This is a genomic window from Desulfobotulus sp., from assembly GCF_034006065.1.
Taxonomy (GTDB): Bacteria; Desulfobacterota; Desulfobacteria; order Desulfobacterales; family ASO4-4; genus Desulfobotulus.
Map to the genome: position 1 here is coordinate 151,507 of NZ_JAVETM010000001.1, position 17,940 is coordinate 169,446.

Here is a 17,940-nt window from a genome sequence, read left to right on the forward strand (position 1 = left end):
TTTCCAGACAAAAGATCCTGAGGATATGGACGTTTTTTCCATATCCTCAGGATCTTTTTTGCAAGAAGAGCAAGAAAAACACGCAAGTCTTTTTTACCTGGGGCCTGCCATGCTCCGCTTTCTCACTATCTGCTGATCTCCGGCCTGCAGGGTGAGGTCTGAAGCCTGTTCATGTCTGAAGGCATTGGAGTAACTGACAAGACGGATCTGATAGGATCCTTGCGGAAGCACAAGGCGCTGGATTCGGATGGTATGGGGCAGGGTGAGCCAGGAACGGGTATCCGCCATAGAAGTGGAGGCTGCGGCAAGGGAGCAGGCATAGGGCGGCATTCCCGTGAGAATGCAGGTTGTAAGGCGTAAGGATTCCACGGCCATGGCCTGTGTCAGTTCACTTTGTGCCCGGACCAGGGCGTTGGCCATCTGCAGACCTGCGATGCTGTCCGCATCCATCAGGTTACCCGCAGGTTTACCATTCACAAGCAGGCTGCTCTGAAAAGGTGCTGCATCATAATAGTAAAGGGGAACAGCCAGGCGAATACCCAGCTTGAGAGCGTCCACAAGACCCGAGATTTTATCCATGGTTGGGCGAAGGGGGCCAATCCCTATGGTTTTAGGTCGGATTTCATTGGGATTGTAGTAACCTTCCTGGTGGATACGCTGCACAGCATTGATAATTCCCTTAGGCGCATACAAATAATAAAACCAGGAGAGCTGATAAGCCCTTTCATCCGGGGTTCCGATGAGGATGGGGCTGATCTGCAGCTCATTGGTATCGGCATTAAGGCGCATGAGGAGGTTGAGCTCACCCTTGGGTGCGCTGAGATCCACCTCCTGAATGACCAGAAGATTTCCATCCCTGCCAGGAACATAGGCTTCCAGCTGGCGTTTGAGTTCGGGGGATGTGATGGTGGATGCAACACGCTGCCAGCGAGTGTCCTTTTGGGTTTTCAGGATGCGGGCCGCATCAAATTTGACCTGATCCACCATTTCCGGAGAGAGACCGTACTGCCGCACATAGCCTTTCTCGTAAATGGAGGCGCTGCGTTCATAACTGATACGGGCGTTGTCCAGTTCCCCATACTGCTCATACATGACTCCCATCATATAGTGGAGGAAAGCATTATCCCGAAAGGTCAGCTCCCTGGGGTTGATGACTTCCCCATTGAGCTTGGCAAAAAGATCCATGAGCTGATTGAGAAGTCTGGCCTTATCTTCTTCTGCCTCCTCATAGCTGCCTGTACGGAACAGATGATCGTCCAGGAGAATCTGAGCCCGGCGCCCCTCGATCCTCACCCCATCGAGAAGCTGACGTCTTTCTTCTCCGCTCACCTGTTCTGCAAGCTGGATATAATTGAGCATTTTATAGTAATGAATGTAAATTTTTTCAAAGATTTCGCTCTTGTAGGGCAGCATGGTGGCATTGGTGCTGGCCCGTGTCATCAACTCCCGCAGGGTGACGCCATAAAGATCTTCGGCTTTGAGGTAGGCCTCTTCCAGCAGGCGGTTGCTTTCCAGATAATCTCCCTGCTCATGGCGAAGAACCCCCAGCTCCATATTGCGCAGGAGACTGTTCCTTTCAGCAGACAAGACCTCCTGAAGCTTTTGTTCTGCGGTTACAAAATCGCCTTCCCGGAAAGAAAGGGTTGCCTGGTCAATCTGTTTGGAATAGGTGGCACAACCACTGATGAGAAAAACCAGGAAGATCGTAAGAAAAAAGCGCAGTAAATCGTGTCTGATACACCTTGGCATGGTCTCTTTCTCCGGATTTGGGATGGAGGCGATCTGTGCGCCGGGCTTTTTTTTAAAGCCAGGTCAGGTTTCCAGCAAAAAAAATTCTAAAGGTTCTCAAACAGACCCAGGGCCAGGGCATCAGCAAGTTTCTGCGCCATGTCTTCAACGGCTTTATCCCGGGCCACACTGGGATCGCTCGAAGAAGACCTGCCTGACTCCCGCAGGGAATACAGCGTGCGGCCGTCCGGTGTTTTTACCTGCCCCTGGGCCTGACTTACCACATGGAAAAGTTGGTTTCTGTGAACGGGGGTCATGGTGAGATTGAGGCGGATAATGAGATCCGGGCTCTGATCGTGGAGGGTAAAGCCCATGTGGTTGAGGGTCTGGGCCATAATTCCCTGCATCTTCTTTGCATCCTCATTTTCACCGTCCAGCCGTATGGTGAGGCTTGCCAGGAGCTTACGGATTTCCGCCTGCAGGGCGTCGGTACGCTGCCCCTTTTCTCTGTCCGGAATTCGGCTTCCCGCAGCAAGAAAAGCAATCTGCTGCTGAATGTGGCGGCGTTCTTCCAGCTCTCTCAGGCTGGGAATGATGTGGCGTATGCGACTTAAGGTGTCGCCACTGCCCGTTCCACGGCTGAGAAGTTTGTCTTCCAGGTCTTCCAGGGAAAAAATCAACTCACTTTCCGCCTGTGCCCGGTTCAGCCTCGCCAGCGCCCAGACCTCGGTCTCCGCAGGATTGGTCCAGGTTTCCCGGATTTCAATGCCTGCCATCTCAATTTCCTGAACACGGCTGCGGGTCTGCTGCTCCACCACTTTATGGATGCTGGCAAATTGAGTGTCTCCGCCTTCCACGCGAATGCTTGTCTGAAATTCTCCACTTACTGTCACGCGAAGCTGGGAAAGCAGGTCGACCTTGGCTGCTTCCTGGGCACGCTGTATGGCGGTTCGGGTATTGCCATAGGTTTCCACGCTACCGACACCAAACACGTACCCCGCCTGCCGGGGTGGGGAGGTGGTCCACTGGGGTCTTGAAGTTGCGTTCTGTTGCCCGGTCTGCACGGAACCGCCCTTTCCCATACAGGCGGTGAGAAGAAAGGGGCAGAGAATCAGTAAAATCAGAAAAAGTCTGCGCATGGAAGGACTCCTTATGGGTACAAGATGGGGAAGGGTTTTTTTCGTATCCGCCCCGGGTTCTGACGGATTGACGCAAAAAAATCCTTCCCATGCCTTGGGATCTGTCCTGGATGTTATCAGAATCTCAGACGGCTTCGCTCCTGGAATTTCTGGATACGTTTCTGACCGGACCAGACCTCCCGGTTGGTGGTGATATCAATCAGCCGAAGGTCAATCTGGTAACTGGTGGCCCGGCGGCCATCCACCTGATCCACAAAGGAATCAATGGAGCCTGAAAGGGCGAAGTTGGCGCCGGTTTCCTGGGCCAGGGCAGCTGCGGTTTCAGCGGTGGCCTGGAATTCCTGGTCCACCCGTTCCTCCCGAATGGCGGCGCGCTCCTCACCTCCGGCAACGAAATCAATCTTGCCGGAGCGGATCATGGCGCGACGAAGATCATTGACAAAGGTATCCACGGCAATGTGTTCGTGGGAACGGTTGCGCACTCCAAGGACAATGACCGTGGGCTGGGGATTTCTGGGATTACCAGCCTGCCACCTTGTGATCCATGGAAAAGAGAGCATATCATTGATCATTTCTTCGGAGACCAGTCTGGAATCCGTGGCATTCCATTTGTCGGTCAGAGCGATTTCTTCGGAAGGATCCACTCGTTTCACGGTGGTTCCGCCACAGCCTGTGACAATCAGGGCGCAAGCGGCGAGAAGACAGAAAAACAAAACTTTCGAGCGCAGCATAAAACCTCCTTAGAATCTGAAAACGTTGATAAAACCATCGAGTGAAAAGCAGGGCCTGGGATATGCCATCCTTGGGTTGATATCCAGAAGATGTCTGAAGCAGTACGGTAAGATCTTAAAAAAAAATATCTGTTTTGACCCTTAGCATTTTTTCGAGGGTTGGCCTTGAAAAAGAACAGGGGTTCCATGAAAATAGCGAAGCATCTTCCAATGTGCAGATGAAATTTTGTAAAATATCACCGTATAAAAGTCAATTGAGAAGGGACTTTTTGTGGTGTGCAAAGGGATTTTTTTGCGCCTTGACCTCTTAAAGAAAATCCCGTAAAGACAGCATACATTGCCGAAGTGGTGGAATTGGCAGACACACCAGACTTAGGATCTGGCGCCTGCGGGCATGGGAGTTCGAGTCTCCCCTTCGGTACCAAATGAAAAGGGGAAGAAGGTCTCAAGAACCCGTGACCTGACTTCCTTTTTTCTTTCATGGGGCCACCTGAAAATCAGACAAGGAAAAAACGGCATGCGTTTTCTGATGCTGGAAGCCTACTACGGCGGATCCCATAAGGCCTTTCTTGATGGCTTGGTTTCCTGCCTGCCTTACAGTATGGACGTGCGGACCCTTCCCGCCCGTCACTGGAAATGGCACATGCGCGCCGCTGCCCTGCATTTTCTCAAAGAACTGCCGGATCTTGCCTCCTATGATGGGATATTTACCACCAATATGCTGGGCGTGGCTGAATTCAAGGGACTTGCAGGGCCGACCTGTCCCCCGATTTTTCTGTATTTCCATGAAAACCAGTTTGACTACCCGCCTTCCCCTTTGAGTACGCCGGATCTCCATCCCGCCATAACGGATCTCACTTCCGCCCTTGCCGCGGACGCCCTTGCCTTCAACTCCCAATCCCATAAAGATCGTTTTTTTGAAAGCGCACAAAGGGTTCTCAGTCGTTTTCCAAAACCGCGGCTTACCTGGACCCTGGAAGGAATCCGGCAAAAAAGCCTGGTTCTCTATCCGGGCTGCGATCTGGCTATTTTCAGTCCCATGCAAAGGACGCCGCCTCAGGAACCCCCCTGTATCGTATGGAATCACAGGTGGGAACATGATAAAAATCCCAAGGTCTTTTTTGATGCCCTGCGTAGGCTTCAAGAGAGAAAAATTCCGTTTCGTCTCCTGCTTCTCGGCGCCCGAAACCTTCGTATTCCGGATATTTTTGTCCAGGGCATGTCAGATCTTAAGACCTGCCTTGTGGGATGGGATTATCCTGCAACACGCGAGGCCTATGCACGCCGTCTCATGCAGGCAGATATCGCTGTCAGTACAGCCATTCAGGAAAACTTCGGAATGGCCATCGTGGAAGCCATGGCAGCAGGCTGTGTTCCCCTGCTGCCCAGAAGGCTTTCCTACCCGGAAATTCTGCCTGTGGATTTTCATGACGATCTTTTGTATGTAAACGATGAAGCTTTGGAGGGACGTCTCGCCTGGTTGCTCACCTCCCTTCCGGAACAAAGAAGATCATTCCAGGGGCTTGCATGCTGGGTGAAACGTTTTGACTGGAAACATCAGAGCGCTTTCTTTGCTTATGCGCTCAGACAGATGGTCCTTCAAAAAAAGAACTGAGCGGACTTCTTTGCCAGGCAATTCTTTTTCATCGGACAAGGAAGGTAAATTCAGAGGATAAGGAGTTTGTTTGTGAGTGCACCCGTAATGATTCATGCCAATATTTCCGTAAGTGCGGAAACCCTGGCTGCTGTTGTACTAAATTCCAAGAAATTGGCCCGGGAGCGGGGAGAAAAACCCGATCCAGCGGAGACCTTGAATCTGATGCTCACGCGCTTTCTTGCGGAAAAAAATTTTGAGGCTTATGTGGAAAACCCTGAAAACTACCCCTGAGACACGCCTCAGGTCAAAAGAGGCCTTTTTGTGACAAAAAAAAAGCCCAATCTCCAAAATCCGTCAACGATTTCTGAGGGTCTGAAGTGCGTTGACGCAGATTTCTGAAGATTGGGCCTTGTCTGTCCTTATTGTGAAACCATAAAGTCCATGGCTCAGACGTCTTTTTGTTTTTTATGTTTCTGACGATCCTGAAAATTCAGATAGGTTTTGCGAAGACGAATACTCAAGGGAGTCACCTCCACCAACTCATCTTCAGAGATAAACTGGAGGGCGGATTCCAGAGTCATGGGCTTGACCGGCCGTAAGAGAATATTATCGTCTTTTCCTGAAGCCCGCATGTTGGTCAGTTTCTTTTCTTTACAGGGGTTGACATCCAGGTCATTGGCCTTGGCGTGGGCACCTATGATCATTCCCGCATAGACCTGGGTTCCTGGTGTTACAAACAGTTCTCCCCTGGGCTCCAGGTGGAAGAGGGCATAGGCCACAGCCACTCCGGAACGATCCGCCACCAGGGATCCTGAAAAGCGGCAGGGGAAATCGCCGCGATAAGGTTCATATCCGGCAAAAAGGGCATTAAGAATACCAGTCCCCCGTGTGTCTGTGAGAAACTCGTCCCTGTATCCGATCAGGGCGCGGGAAGGTGCAATGAAGTGCATGCGCACCCGACCCGATCCGTTGTTCACCAAAGACTCCATGCGGCCTTTGCGGATGGACATCTTTTCCGTCACAACGCCCATGAAAGTTTCATCACAATCAATGAAAACTTCTTCCATGGGTTCGGTTTTAACCCCCTTTTCTTCCCGGAAAATCACCTCAGGCCTTCCAACGCACAGCTCAAATCCTTCCCTGCGCATGGTTTCAATGAGGATGGCCATCTGAAATTCTCCACGACCCTTGACAAGAAAGGTGTCCTTGTCATCCGTATTTTCAAGCTGTATGGCCACATTCCGCTGGGTTTCCCGTTCCAGGCGTTCGCGGATTTTGCGGGACTGAACAAGACTGCCTTCACGTCCGGCCAGGGGAGAATTGTTGGTGGTGAAACGCATGGCCACCGTAGGCGCATCCACGCGGATGCGGGCCTGGATCAGTGGGGTTTCCGTGATGGTGAGGGTATCTCCGATTTCCACATCATTGTTTCCGGAAACCACCACAATTTCACCAGCATCCGCGCTTTCCACGCGAACGAGCTGAGTACCTTCATAGATCTGAACCGAAGAGAGGCGGAACGGGAGCAGCGCCTCATCAGCATTGGCAAGTACAATGGGCATGCGGCTTTTAAGGCTGCCGCTCCGGATCATACCTATGGCCAAGCGACCCAGATAATCCGAATATCCGATATCTGAAACAAGAAGGGAAAAGGGACCTCCGGGATTGACTCTGGGAGGGGGAATATGGCCCAGGATGGTATCAAAGAGAAGGGTAAGATCCGCTCCCAACCCCTCAGGCGTCATACCGGCGCGGCCGTCCCGTCCTATGGTGTACAGGCAGGGAAAATCAATCTGGGCTTCGGTGGCATCCAGATCAATGAAAAGGTCATAGATTTCATTGAGAACTTCCGCAGGACGCGCATCGTGACGGTCTACCTTATTAATGGCCACAATGACGGGAAGATTGGCTTCAAAGGTTTTTTTCAAGACAAAGCGGGTCTGGGGCAGGGGGCCCTCTGCGGCGTCTACCAGCAGGATGGCGCCATCAACCATGGAAAGGGCACGCTCCACCTCAGCGCCAAAATCCGCATGGCCCGGAGTATCCAGAATATTGATTTTTGTATTTCCGTAACGGACAGAGCAGTTTTTGGCGGCAATGGTAATGCCTCGCTCCCGTTCAATGTCCATGCTGTCCATGATCCGGTCCGCAAATTCCTGATCCGGTCGAAAAACGCCGCTTTGGCGAAACATGCTGTCCACCAGAGTGGTCTTTCCGTGGTCAACATGGGCGATGATGGCAATGTTTCGCAAGTGTAAGGTTTCAAATGACATAAAATTCCTGAGAGCCTCCCCGCATTTGCGGGATGTAAGGTGTGGAAAAAAAGAAGAGCGGAGTCTGAAAGAAAACCAAGACTGGAATCCATCTGTGGTGGTGTGGTTCCACCGATAGACGGTCGTACATTTTTGAAATCAGAATGTTATTTTTCCTCATGGTTTCCAGGTTCTGCCTTTTCAATCCTCATGTCCGGGCGCGATTCTGGACGGAAGAATCAAAAACCGCTTTTTATACCTGAAAAAATATGGAATTGACAATTCCTATTTATATCCTGTATATTTTTTTAAATCCTTCAGATTTCATTAAGAATTTATTTTTGCTCTTTTGCGGGGCAAAAAATGCCAGACGCCGATTATTCAGGATGGAGGTCTGTCCTTTTTCTGCACGATGGCTATCTTTTCCCCAAGGCCCTGCGCCGACGCCATCCTTTTATATAAAGGAGAAAATCATGAACGAATTTTTGAAAAATCTCCGCTCCGGCCAGAAAGATCGTTCCCAGGGAAGCGCCAGGGGAAGTTACGACTCTTCCTATCCCCACCCGGACCGCAGAACAGGGCCGGACCGTCGCAAAACGCCCCAGAAAAGAATCTCCTACCAGACGACGGACGAACTTCTTCAGGGCATTGGTGACGTTCTTCTGGGGATTCAGGGCTTGCTGCAAGGGATGGGAGAGGCCACCCTGCGCATGGCGGATGCCAGGGAGCGGCTTGCGGAATCCGAAGAGCGCAAGGTCGCCATGCTGGAAAAACTCATCCCTCTGTGCCAGGACTTCCTCGAACGTACGCCCAGCCGCCCCCTGCCCGACCTTGCCAGGGAAGCCCATGGCGAAGAGGCGGCAATGCCCATACCCAAAAAAGTTTCTCCAGAGGAGAGAAAAAGTATTGTTCAACGCATCCGCGCCATGCGCAAGGAGGGTGCCACCTATGATCAGATTGCGGAATACCTTGAAAAAAATCAGGTTCCAACCTTTTCCAATAAAGGCAAGTGGCACGCCCAGACCATCCACAGGCTCTGCAGAACATCCTGATAAAACCTACAGTTCACACCAGGGGCTACCAGCAGGGCAGCTCCTGGTCCGGGATTTTAAGGATGCATGAAGAGTCCATTTTCATAAATGCGAATGCGTTTACCCGAATGGAGGAGGGCATCCACTGTTTTGGGTTGGGTGTTGACCAAATCCCAATGCAGAGCCGAGTCATTAAAGCCCAAAGCCTTCTTTTCCTCAGGCCCCAGGGTGCTGAGATCTCCCGTAAAACTGTCCGCATAGGCAGAACCCACGGCAATGTGGCAGTTTCCCCATTCCCCTCCGTAGTTTTCATCAAAAAGTGTATTGGCCATAAAGCAGTTAATCCGCGAGAAACGCTTATCCGTCAGGGAGAATTCTCCCACACGCCGGGCTCCCGTGTCTGTTGCCAGCTGCTGATGTAAAAATTTTTCTCCCTCATCCGCCCTTGCCCGCACCACTTCTCCTCCGGCAAACTCCAGACGTACGCCAGAAACCTTGTGTCCGCTCCGGAAAGAAATCTGATCCGCATAAAATGTACCTTCCACCCCCCGCCAGTCCGGAGAGATAAAAAGCTCAAAACTCGGAATATTATGACCGGAAAGCCCGAGCCATTTCCGTTGATCTCCCGGCGTGATGAGAAGGTCGCAACCTTTGGCCTCGATATGAAACTTTTGCACGTCCAAACTGTTCAGCCAGGATTTCAAGCGATCGGCCTTTTCAAGGATGCTCTGCCATTTTTCCACGGGATTTTCCATATCCAGAAAACAGGCATTAAACACCTGTTTTTCATAGGCTTCCAGGGTAAGACCCGCCTGGCGGGCCAACTCCTCGGTGGGATAGATGCAAAGGGTCCATCCGAACTGCCCCCTTGCATCCCGTTCATCCAATATGTCCTTGAAGGGCTTGCGACTGCGGGCAAAGTAGGCGATACGCGAAGGATCTGTTTTTGCCAGATGGGTGAGGGATTCCGGCGCATGCAGGGTGATGCTGCCGTTCAAGCTCAAAAAAAACTCCTTTTCACCCGGCGCGTGAAAGCCGATCTGAGCATCGGATCCCTTCCCATAGAAGCTTTCCTCCATGGCAGGCGACAAAACGACGCGGGGAATGGGATGGGCGCCCCTTTCCAGCAGTTTATCAAAAAGTGTCTCTGCCAAAGGGAGGGCGGGAGCATGGTAGCGGACCAGAACCATATCCTCTTTGGAAATTGGAGTCTTACGGGCCGTATCCAAGGCCCAGAGCAGCACTTCCGCGTAGCGATTCAGAAGAGATGTGGACATAAAACTTCCTTATTCAGTGATGATGCTTGTCTTTCAGAAAAAGGGCGTGGTATTCATCCTCGGAAAAATGACGCTTCAGGGTTATGTAGATGAGGTCGTGCAAGGCTTCCATTTCCTCATCCGTAAAACGGGGCAAAAGGGCTTGCAGACAGGCGTCGTCGGAGAATTTCTGGAGGAGAAAGGCAAGGGTTTCTTCATCCGAGCGACGATCAAGACCAAAGGCACCAATGCCTTCGTAGGTTTCAACGTGTGTGTGAGAATGGCGTTTTTCTGCCATGAAAACTCCTCAGGGGTGAAAGGTTCCATAAAAATCCGCAGGCTGCATCCTAAGGAGACAGTCCTTTGGAATATTACTATACGGAAATCTATCGGACAAATGTATCACAGTCTCTTTGAAAGGCAAGGCCGGAAGGTTTATGGGCGGGCGCGCATGTTGTCAGAATATCCGGAGCCATAACATGAATAAAGAACCCATCGCATGGGTGAAAGAAGCCGCATTTCTGGGTGCCTGTGATGGCCTGCCTCTGCGCTATCATATAGGTTTTCCTCCAAAATGGCATGCCGGGGATCCCATCGTCATTCTTCTTACCGGTCGGGCGGAATGCCTGGACAAGTATGACCGGGTGCAAAAGGCCCTTTTGGAAAGGGGAGTGGCCGTACTGCGCAAGGATTGGCGTGGTCAGGGAGGTTCCGGCCGGATGCTGCCGGATTCTCACAAGGGGCATGTGACGGACTTTGCCCTTTACCTGGATGATCTGCAGCGGATCCTCCAGATTGTGGTTACGCCCCTTCAACCCGGCGGCCTTGTGCTCATGGGCCATTCCATGGGATCCCACCTTGCCCTGCGCCATCTTCTTTCCGGCGCAAAGGGGGTATGCGCGGCCATTCTGGAATCTCCCATGTTTTCCATTGATACCTGGCCGCTGCCCTACGGGCTTGTGCGAAAAATCTGCACGAGGGCCAGGGCCATGGGGCTTGAAGACCGCTATATCCCGGCAGGTGGCCCCTTTCGTGCGGATCTGGCTTTCAAAGGAAACAATCTCACCGGAGATCCCGAACATTTTTTCAGATTCCAGAATTTTCTTATCCAGCATCCCTCCATGCAGATGGGGGCTCCCACCCTGGGCTGGCTGCACGCAGCCTCCCTTTCCATGGATCAGCTCTGGCAGGAGCTGAAGAAAAAAAAACTCGACACCCCCATACTGATGCTTTCCGGCGAAGCGGATCAGGTGGTGAGGCCGAAAGATCATAGAAAAGCCTGCACCTTTCTCCCCAGAGGCATTTGCGTTTCTTTTCCCAAGGGGCGCCATGAACTCTTTATGGAAAGAGCCGAAATCCGCCAGATGCTCTGGCAGCATGTGGATGTTTTTGGAAGACAACAGGGTTTTTTCCCAAAGCTTCCTGCCCAGGTGTAAAAACCAGCGCCTCTCCCATCTCTCAGGGCATGCGTACCAGCCGAAAGCCGATATAGCTTCGCCGGACATCCGGATGAAAAGCGCTGCGATTGGCGCTGCGGCTGTGCTCCGGACTCTGAAGAAAGGATCCTCCCCGCACCACCCGGCGGCTTCCATGGCGGGACAGCGGATCCCGAATTCCCTCTTCATAGGTGTCTGTGAACACTCCGGCCCTGCGACTGAAACTGGAGCGGGTTTCGCAGGCATCCAGACACCACTCCATGACATTGCCATGGGTATCATAAAGGCCAAAGGCATTGGGTTTTTTCCGCGCCACGGGTTGAACCTTGAAGTCATAAGCCGGATTTTGTAAGCCCGAGTTCCCGCAATACCAGCCCACCTCATTAAGTACAGGATCCAGCGGCGTGCATGTGGTTTCCTGTATGGGACCATTAAAAAAAGCCGTCTGGCTACCTGCGCGGCAGGCATATTCCCACTCCGCCTCCGTCGGCAGGCGGTAATTCCGGGTCTGTTCCATGGTGTTGAGACGGCGGATGAACTCCTGGATATCATTCCAGGAGACGCTGTCCACAGGACAATCTCCGCCGCAACGGAAAGAGGCCGAAGGTGTGGTTCCCATCACATCAAACCATTGGGTCTGGGTCACCTCCGTGGTGGAGATATAAAAACTGCGGGTAAGGGTTACGGTGTGCTGTTTTTCGTCCCATTGCCTTCCTTTTTCAGAAGAAGGGCTTCCCATCTGAAAAGTTCCCGGAGGAATCAAGACAAAATGCATACCAATGCTGTTGGTGAAAACGCCGGAGGCCCATGCAGAACCATGCATGCAAAGGATGAGAAGGATCACAGACAGAGGGCGGAGGGTCAGGACATTCATCTCATTGTTCTCCCAACTTGATTTTCCGATTTTCCAATGGCATGGTTACACGTTGTGAAAACGGGGTCAATGCCAACCCTGGAAAATATGCATAAGGAGGTTTTATGGATCCAAGGATTCGCGCCAATCTGGATTCTTCCTCATCGGAAGAACCGGCTTTTGGCCCCCCCCCAGGGAAAAGACCCTGGCACCGCAGCATAGAAATGCCCTTTGTCTGGCTGGGAGCCGGACTGGCAGTGGTTCTTGTGCTGTTTCTGCTGTTTTTTCCGGGAAAAGAAGCCGATCCTGTGCCCGAGCAGAGGTACCCGGCCTCTCTGGATCTTACGCAAATTTCCGAACGCCTGGACAGGCTTGCTGCAAGTGTGGAAGCCCTGCGCATGCAGCGCATGTTTGCTGAAACCGGGGAGGGGGGACAGGAAGGACAGGCGGAGCTTGTGGCTGCGATCCGGAAACTCAATGCCGATATGTCTGCGCAGATGGCGGCTCTGTCCAAAAAGCTGGACGGATTCCAGGGCTCTTCCGGCGCTGCTTCGGCTCCCGCGGCACGTGCGCCTGTGGAAAAAAGTGCGGCCCTCTCCTCTCCTGCGGTACCGCCATCCACGGCTGTATCCCAGGGGGATCCGGCCCTGAAAACCCGTAAATCCCCGACTCCACACCCAACAGAGGGCGGTGCGGTTTCGGAATACCGGGTACAGCGAGGCGATACCCTGTACAGCATTGCAAGAAACCATGGCGTATCCTTGGATGCTCTGCTCAGCGCCAATAAAATGCGCCAGAACGACCCCATCCATCCGGGCCAGCGGCTTGTCATTCCCCGTTAGGATGAGGGACCGCAGACCGCCCGTGTAAAACAGCGCCCATCTCTGTCCATGGGTGCTGTGAAACCCCGAACAAGATCCACAAACCAGGCGCTGATGTGGCTGCGGGTATCCGCACTCCAGATCCATGCCTGGCGTGGATCCATCGGGGATTGCTGGCAACGGGGGCGATCTGCGGGCGTATCCCCTACCAGTGAAAAGAGTTCCGGAACCGTTGGGAATCTCCAGTTCCTCTCTCCTCCCATGGCCCTTGTATTGGCTGCCCGAATCCAGTCTTCAGCCCCAGCCCTGTTCACAGGAAAGGGGCTTCCGGATTTTTCCCAAAGAAGGCCTGTGGTTTCATCACGTACCACCGCAGGGTCACAGGCTTCCATGAAACGATTCAAAAAAGATCTGGCCGGAGAAAACAGCGAATCCGCATCGAGACTCAGCGCGGGGTTTCCCACCACTCCGGTCCGCAAAGGTGTGTTCCGGAGCCCTATGATTCCTTCGGGGGCCTGCAAGGGCTTTCCCCTGAATGGGAAGAAAAGGCATTCTTTTTCCTTGAATTCGGTCCAGTCAGAAGCAACGATTTCCAAGGCCCGAAGCATGCCTTTTGCGTTTTCATGGCGTTTTTCCGGGTCAGAATCAAGGGCTGGCCCAAGAAATGACATCCAGAGGTCCACAGGCTGAGGAAGCTCTTTTTCCATCCTTTTTTTTTCGGGAAAATGTCCGGTAAGCATGCGGTAAAACACCACCCCCGCGCTGTAAAGATCCGATCGTTCATCCGCGCTGTCCGCGTTTTTTTCCTGCTCCGGCGCCGCATAACCCGGAGATCCGACCTTAATATTTGTCGGTGTCCGGGTCACTTCATGACGCAGACGGCTCAGGCCGAAATCTCCGAGAATCAGGGTATCGGCATCGTTGAGGAGAAGATTCCAGGGTTTTACATCCCTGTGGATCATTCCGTAAAAATGCAAACAATGCAGTGCATTGAGCAGTTCGCGCAGGAAATGGATGGCGGAATCAGGATCCAGTTTTCGGCATGGACTTTCCGGATCCCCCTTTTCTCCCATGAGCAAGCCCAAGCTCCTGGGGTGATAGGCCATGGTATAATAGGGCTCCGGGGCAAAGGAAAAATCCTCGACAGAAGCCAGGTTCGGATGGGAAAGGCTTGCCATCTTGCATGCTTCTTCCCTGAACATCAAAAGCAGCTCCTCCTTTCCCACTGCGGAGATGAGAAAAGGATGAGGCGCAAAGGCCTTAACCGCAAGAATCCTTGGAATTTCCGGATGCATGACTTTGAAAACCCTGCCCATGCCGCCCCTGCCCAGTTCACCGGTTATCTGGTATTTTCCGATTTTTCGCACGGATATAGTCTCCTCATCCAAGCCGTCTGGCATACACTTCCGGAAGTCCGACCCGCCTGATGGCCGCAGCGGTACGCTCCACGTCATAGGTCACTTTACGGAGAAAAAGCGAGCGGGATGCGGGTACATAAATAACGTACTTTGCCCGGTTATCCCCATCGCGCGGCTGGCCCACGCTACCGCAATTGATAATGGCACGGACCCCTTTTTCCAGAGTAAAGGGAATTTTTCCAGGACTTTTGCGCACAATCTCGCTGCCATTCCAGAGAATGCCTCCAATCTCATGGGTATGGCCCACAAAGCAGATGGCTTCGCCGAAAACCTGAAAAAGACCTGGAAGCTCGGATTCTTCTTTCTGAAAAAGATAGGTCCGGATGTCCGCGGGCGGGCATCCGTGGACAAAGCGCAGGTTTTCCATGGAAAGACTCAAGGGATAGGCGCTGATGCTGCGGAGGGTGGCTTCATCCAGCAGTCGACGTGTCTGCACAATGGCTTGGCGCGCACTGATATTGAACCACCTCTGTTCAGATACCTTCAAGACAGCGGACTCATGGTTGCCCATGACCGAAGGAATTTTTCTTGCAAGGAGCATGCGAACCACTTCATTGGGCCAGGGACCATAGCCGATGTTATCTCCCAGGCTGACAGCCCGGTCTATCCCCATGGCATCCATATCCGCGAAAACCTGGCTAAGGGCTTCGCTGTTCCCATGGATATCGGACAAAATGGCAAGGGGTCTTGATTGCATCGTTTCACCCGAACCGCCAGATCAGCGGGGTTTTTTGTTGCACCTTTACAAGGTGGTAAGAAAACGGACACCAAGGTAGGAAAATCGGAGACAAACACATATCTTGTGCATGATCGACCAATGCATGCTTCATGTTGTTGTTATTCTATATGAATATTCATTTTTTATACATAGCATTTCAACTTATGATACATAAAGTTGAGACTGCAAGGAAGCATCGGGAAAAAATCCCGAGCATTTTGTGAAAACTTCCTATAGACCTTGCCGATTATTTACGATATTGATACAAAATCAGTTGACATTTCAGGTCATCCTCCACAACCCTACTGACTTCAGTTCCAAATTACTCCTTTTGCAAGCCCGGCAGATTCCTTGCCTGACCATTACAGACAAACCACCCAACTTTTTTGTCCAAGATCAATCTCTGCATATAAATTTCAGTTGGATATGGCTTATCCATGTACTGGCCTGGGGTTGTCCGACGTTTAATAATGCGTTTTCCTTGACAGCCCAGAATTCTTGCTGATCTTTATCATACAGCAGCTTAAATCCACAAGGCTTGAAAGTTGCATCAGGGTAGCGGACAGATGCTGACAGATTATGCATAACAGATCCCGTACCTTTACAGGAGGTTCAATGACAAAAAATCAGGAATCAACGTTTTTTTCCAATGCGGTTCAGGGATGGACACAGGCCACAGGTGAATTTTGGCGATCTTTTTCCGAAACCCTCAGGGGAGCTTCGGAAAACTTTCCAAAACATGCGGAATCCATGCAGCAGAATGTCGCGCAGACCATGACGGCAAACTGGGATATCTTTCGTAAAATTATGGAAAATCTGGGTGATGGTATGCAGAAAAAAAATGAATCGGGTTTTGACCCCGCAGATATGTCTGCCCAGCTTGAGGCGGTAGGCCGCTTCATGCAGGTTTTCCAGAAGCAGACCGACTTCATCCAAAAACGCTTTATGGAAAATACGGAAAAACTTGGCGAGGTGTTTGAAGTCATGGACTCCGCAGGAACGGGAAGTGACCTTCTCCATGCCTGGCAGGAAATCTATGAAAAGGAAATCCGTAAAATTTTCCATATTCCCCAGGTAGGTCTCGGCCGGGAGTATCAGGAACGGATGATGGCGGCCCTGGATCGTTTCAGTCTTTTCCATGGCAATGCCATTGAGCTGCTCCACTTCCTCTATATTCCCATGGAACAGAGTTTTTTGCAGATGCAGAAGGACCTGGAAAAAATGGTGGCGGAAGGGCGTATTCCCGACGACCAGGAAGAATATTACAGGCTCTGGCTGCAGAAACTGGAATCCCACTACATGGAACTCTTCCGTTCTCCGGAATACACATCCGTTTTGGGAAAAACACTGGCAGCCATGGGAGAATTCAAGTCCGCCAAGGATGCCATCATCGAAGATTCCCTCCAGTCCTTTCCCATACCGACCCGCTCAGAAATGGATGAGCTTTACAAAGAAATCTATGCATTGAAGCGGCGGATTCGGGAGCTGGAAAAGGCACGTCACCCGCAGGCCTGAAGAACAGGCCGGATGAAAGGTACCTTGAAGTTTTCAGTGCAGGCGCTCATTGTCGGGAACAGGCAGCACCAAGTAACGGGGGATAACAAATATGGATATGGGTAAACTGACGGATAAATTTCTCACAGACCTTGAAAACAACACGGAAAAGACGCAAGCCTATCTCAAGGATGCCTGTGATGTTTTGCTCAGCGCCCTTGATGACAACATTGCAAGCACACCCTACGAAATTGTATGGCAGGAAGACCGGGTGCGGCTGAAGTTCTATCGGTCAACGGCGAAGGACAAGGCACCCAGAAAAACACCCATCCTTGTGGTTTATGCCCTGATCAACCGAGAAACCATGCTGGATCTGCAACCTGGTCGCAGTGTGGTCGAAAAATTCCTTGCCGATGGCATGGATGTGTACATGCTGGACTGGGGCTATCCGACCCAGAAGGACAAGTTTCTCACCATAGACGATCATGTGAATGTCTACCTGGACGATGCGGTGGACTTTATCCGGGAACGGGAAAAGGCCCCATGTCTCAATCTCATGGGAATATGCATGGGCGGTACCTTTTGTACCATTTACGCAGCCATTCATCCTGAAAAGGTGAAAAATCTTGTCCTCACCGTAACGCCCACAAGCTTTGACCATGACAAAGGCTTGCTCCATGTCTGGATGCGTGACCTGGATGCAGATTCCATCTTGAAAAACTATGGCAATATGCCGGGCGACCTGATGAATTTTGGTTTTCTGCTTCTCAACCCCGCCCGCCTCATGATCGATAAATATCGCTCCTTCCTTCAGAATCTGGGGGATAAGGCCTTTGTGGAGAACTTTGTCCGCATGGAACGCTGGATTTATGACAGTCCGGATGTGCCCGGAGAAACCTTTCGTCAGTTCATCGAAGACCTTTATAAAAAGAATCTTCTCATCCAAAACAAGATGCAGGTGGGCCCCCACCTTGTGAACCTTCAGAATGTCACCATGCCCGTTCTTAACATTTATGCCCGCTTTGACCACTTGGTTCCCCCGGCGGCCAGCGAACAGATCACAAGCAGGGTAGCAAGCAAGGATACAAAGGACCTCTGCCTGGATACGGGCCATATCGGAATTTACGTCAGCTCCAAATACCAGAATGAATTTGTCCCCACCATTTCACGCTGGCTCCTGGAGCGGGATGCTCCGGCAGAAACCGCATCCCTTACCGAAGCCCTGGAACAGTCCAGGCCTGAAGAGGTGACCGAGGGCATCCGTAAAGAAAAAAAGAGCCATGCCTCCCCAGCGGGCAAAGGCCGTGGTGCTTCGGATAAAAAGTCCTATGCCGCAAAATCCCCAGGAAAAATCTAAAAAATGCCAAAACCCCAAGCCTTTGCGGGAAAAGACCGCCTCAAAGGCTTGGGCTGTATCTTCAAAGAGTGGTCGTTTTTTGCAGCGGTTGGGGGCGGGTATTTTTTTA

16 protein-coding genes and 1 tRNA gene are annotated in these 17,940 nt (G+C 51.8%); 8 read left to right on the top strand and 9 right to left on the bottom strand.

Features of this window, described 5'->3' with window-relative positions; all coding sequences use genetic code 11:
- Positions 1-93 precede the first annotated feature (93 nt).
- The 3 genes from RBR60_RS00670 to RBR60_RS00680 all read right to left on the bottom strand — a co-directional run bounded on the left by RBR60_RS00670 (position 94) and on the right by RBR60_RS00680 (position 3,598).
- Positions 94-1,749 carry a hypothetical protein gene (locus RBR60_RS00670; protein ID WP_320353683.1) on the bottom strand — a complete coding sequence of 552 codons (1,656 nt, stop codon included), beginning with the start codon at positions 1,747-1,749 and terminating at the stop codon, positions 94-96.
- Positions 1,750-1,835: 86 nt separating this feature from the next.
- A complete protein-coding gene (locus RBR60_RS00675) occupies positions 1,836-2,867 on the bottom strand; it encodes an LPP20 family lipoprotein (protein ID WP_320353685.1) in 1,032 nt (343 codons plus the stop codon).
- A 116-nt stretch (positions 2,868-2,983) separates the two neighbouring features.
- Positions 2,984-3,598 (bottom strand): penicillin-binding protein activator LpoB, encoded by a 615-nt coding sequence (locus RBR60_RS00680; protein ID WP_320353686.1) that lies wholly within the window; start codon positions 3,596-3,598, stop codon positions 2,984-2,986.
- Positions 3,599-3,937: 339 nt separating this feature from the next.
- On the opposite strand from RBR60_RS00680, the gene RBR60_RS00685 reads away from it, so the two are divergent.
- The 3 genes from RBR60_RS00685 (at position 3,938) to RBR60_RS00695 (ending at position 5,486) form a co-directional block, all read left to right on the top strand.
- A tRNA-Leu gene (locus tag RBR60_RS00685) sits at positions 3,938-4,022 on the top strand.
- A 93-nt stretch (positions 4,023-4,115) separates the two neighbouring features.
- Positions 4,116-5,213, top strand: coding sequence for a DUF3524 domain-containing protein (locus tag RBR60_RS00690; protein WP_320353687.1), 1,098 nt, complete (start codon positions 4,116-4,118; stop codon positions 5,211-5,213).
- Positions 5,214-5,285: 72 nt separating this feature from the next.
- Positions 5,286-5,486 (top strand): hypothetical protein, encoded by a 201-nt coding sequence (locus RBR60_RS00695; protein WP_320353688.1) that lies wholly within the window; start codon positions 5,286-5,288, stop codon positions 5,484-5,486.
- A gap of 155 nt (positions 5,487-5,641) precedes the next feature.
- On the opposite strand, the gene typA is transcribed toward RBR60_RS00695, so the two are convergent.
- Complete coding sequence (typA, locus tag RBR60_RS00700; protein ID WP_320353690.1) at positions 5,642-7,468, bottom strand: translational GTPase TypA; 1,827 nt, start codon at positions 7,466-7,468, stop codon at positions 5,642-5,644.
- A gap of 452 nt (positions 7,469-7,920) precedes the next feature.
- Between typA and RBR60_RS00705 the strand changes: the two genes are divergently transcribed.
- Positions 7,921-8,499 carry a recombinase family protein gene (locus tag RBR60_RS00705; protein ID WP_320353691.1) on the top strand — a complete coding sequence of 193 codons (579 nt, stop codon included), beginning with the start codon at positions 7,921-7,923 and terminating at the stop codon, positions 8,497-8,499.
- Between the two features lie 56 nt (positions 8,500-8,555).
- On the opposite strand, the gene RBR60_RS00710 is transcribed toward RBR60_RS00705, so the two are convergent.
- Positions 8,556-9,755 (bottom strand): aminopeptidase, encoded by a 1,200-nt coding sequence (locus RBR60_RS00710; protein WP_320353692.1) that lies wholly within the window; start codon positions 9,753-9,755, stop codon positions 8,556-8,558.
- Positions 9,756-9,768: 13 nt separating this feature from the next.
- Positions 9,769-10,032, bottom strand: a complete 264-nt coding sequence (locus tag RBR60_RS00715) for a cytoplasmic protein (RefSeq protein WP_320353693.1) — start codon at positions 10,030-10,032, stop codon at positions 9,769-9,771.
- Between the two features lie 181 nt (positions 10,033-10,213).
- Between RBR60_RS00715 and RBR60_RS00720 the strand changes: the two genes are divergently transcribed.
- Complete coding sequence (locus RBR60_RS00720; RefSeq protein ID WP_320353694.1) at positions 10,214-11,170, top strand: alpha/beta hydrolase; 957 nt, start codon at positions 10,214-10,216, stop codon at positions 11,168-11,170.
- Positions 11,171-11,192: 22 nt separating this feature from the next.
- Here the strand turns inward: RBR60_RS00720 and RBR60_RS00725 are convergent, their stop codons facing one another.
- A complete protein-coding gene (locus RBR60_RS00725) occupies positions 11,193-12,044 on the bottom strand; it encodes a formylglycine-generating enzyme family protein (protein ID WP_320353696.1) in 852 nt (283 codons plus the stop codon).
- A gap of 104 nt (positions 12,045-12,148) precedes the next feature.
- Between RBR60_RS00725 and RBR60_RS00730 the strand changes: the two genes are divergently transcribed.
- Positions 12,149-12,865 carry a LysM domain-containing protein gene (locus RBR60_RS00730; RefSeq protein ID WP_320353698.1) on the top strand — a complete coding sequence of 239 codons (717 nt, stop codon included), beginning with the start codon at positions 12,149-12,151 and terminating at the stop codon, positions 12,863-12,865.
- On the opposite strand, the gene RBR60_RS00735 is transcribed toward RBR60_RS00730, so the two are convergent.
- Together RBR60_RS00735 and RBR60_RS00740 are read right to left on the bottom strand one after the other, a co-directional pair.
- Positions 12,862-14,211 (bottom strand): serine/threonine protein kinase, encoded by a 1,350-nt coding sequence (locus tag RBR60_RS00735; protein ID WP_320353699.1) that lies wholly within the window; start codon positions 14,209-14,211, stop codon positions 12,862-12,864. The genes RBR60_RS00730 and RBR60_RS00735 overlap by 4 nt on opposite strands.
- Positions 14,212-14,224: 13 nt before the next feature.
- A complete protein-coding gene (locus RBR60_RS00740; RefSeq protein ID WP_320353701.1) occupies positions 14,225-14,959 on the bottom strand; it encodes a metallophosphoesterase family protein in 735 nt (244 codons plus the stop codon).
- 636 nt (positions 14,960-15,595) lie between these two features.
- Between RBR60_RS00740 and RBR60_RS00745 the strand changes: the two genes are divergently transcribed.
- Both RBR60_RS00745 and phaC read left to right on the top strand, forming a co-directional pair.
- Positions 15,596-16,495, top strand: coding sequence for a poly(R)-hydroxyalkanoic acid synthase subunit PhaE (locus RBR60_RS00745; protein WP_320353702.1), 900 nt, complete (start codon positions 15,596-15,598; stop codon positions 16,493-16,495).
- Positions 16,496-16,586: 91 nt separating this feature from the next.
- Positions 16,587-17,831 carry a class III poly(R)-hydroxyalkanoic acid synthase subunit PhaC gene (gene phaC / locus RBR60_RS00750; RefSeq protein ID WP_320353704.1) on the top strand — a complete coding sequence of 415 codons (1,245 nt, stop codon included), beginning with the start codon at positions 16,587-16,589 and terminating at the stop codon, positions 17,829-17,831.
- Positions 17,832-17,940 lie beyond the last annotated feature (109 nt).

Excerpts from the sequence above, each read along its gene's own strand:
- typA (WP_320353690.1), bottom strand. The coding sequence starts at position 7,468 with ATGTCATTTGAAACCTTACACTTGCGAAACATTGCCATCATCGCCCAT.
- RBR60_RS00730 (WP_320353698.1), top strand. The coding sequence starts at position 12,149 with ATGGATCCAAGGATTCGCGCCAATCTGGATTCTTCCTCATCGGAAGAA.
- RBR60_RS00670 (WP_320353683.1), bottom strand. The coding sequence starts at position 1,749 with ATGCCAAGGTGTATCAGACACGATTTACTGCGCTTTTTTCTTACGATC.
- RBR60_RS00720 (WP_320353694.1), top strand. The coding sequence starts at position 10,214 with ATGAATAAAGAACCCATCGCATGGGTGAAAGAAGCCGCATTTCTGGGT.
- RBR60_RS00680 (WP_320353686.1), bottom strand. The coding sequence starts at position 3,598 with ATGCTGCGCTCGAAAGTTTTGTTTTTCTGTCTTCTCGCCGCTTGCGCC.
- RBR60_RS00745 (WP_320353702.1), top strand. The coding sequence starts at position 15,596 with ATGACAAAAAATCAGGAATCAACGTTTTTTTCCAATGCGGTTCAGGGA.
- RBR60_RS00715 (WP_320353693.1), bottom strand. The coding sequence starts at position 10,032 with ATGGCAGAAAAACGCCATTCTCACACACACGTTGAAACCTACGAAGGC.
- RBR60_RS00675 (WP_320353685.1), bottom strand. The coding sequence starts at position 2,867 with ATGCGCAGACTTTTTCTGATTTTACTGATTCTCTGCCCCTTTCTTCTC.
- phaC (WP_320353704.1), top strand. The coding sequence starts at position 16,587 with ATGGATATGGGTAAACTGACGGATAAATTTCTCACAGACCTTGAAAAC.
- RBR60_RS00710 (WP_320353692.1), bottom strand. The coding sequence starts at position 9,755 with ATGTCCACATCTCTTCTGAATCGCTACGCGGAAGTGCTGCTCTGGGCC.
- RBR60_RS00725 (WP_320353696.1), bottom strand. The coding sequence starts at position 12,044 with ATGAATGTCCTGACCCTCCGCCCTCTGTCTGTGATCCTTCTCATCCTT.
- RBR60_RS00690 (WP_320353687.1), top strand. The coding sequence starts at position 4,116 with ATGCGTTTTCTGATGCTGGAAGCCTACTACGGCGGATCCCATAAGGCC.
- RBR60_RS00705 (WP_320353691.1), top strand. The coding sequence starts at position 7,921 with ATGAACGAATTTTTGAAAAATCTCCGCTCCGGCCAGAAAGATCGTTCC.
- RBR60_RS00740 (WP_320353701.1), bottom strand. The coding sequence starts at position 14,959 with ATGCAATCAAGACCCCTTGCCATTTTGTCCGATATCCATGGGAACAGC.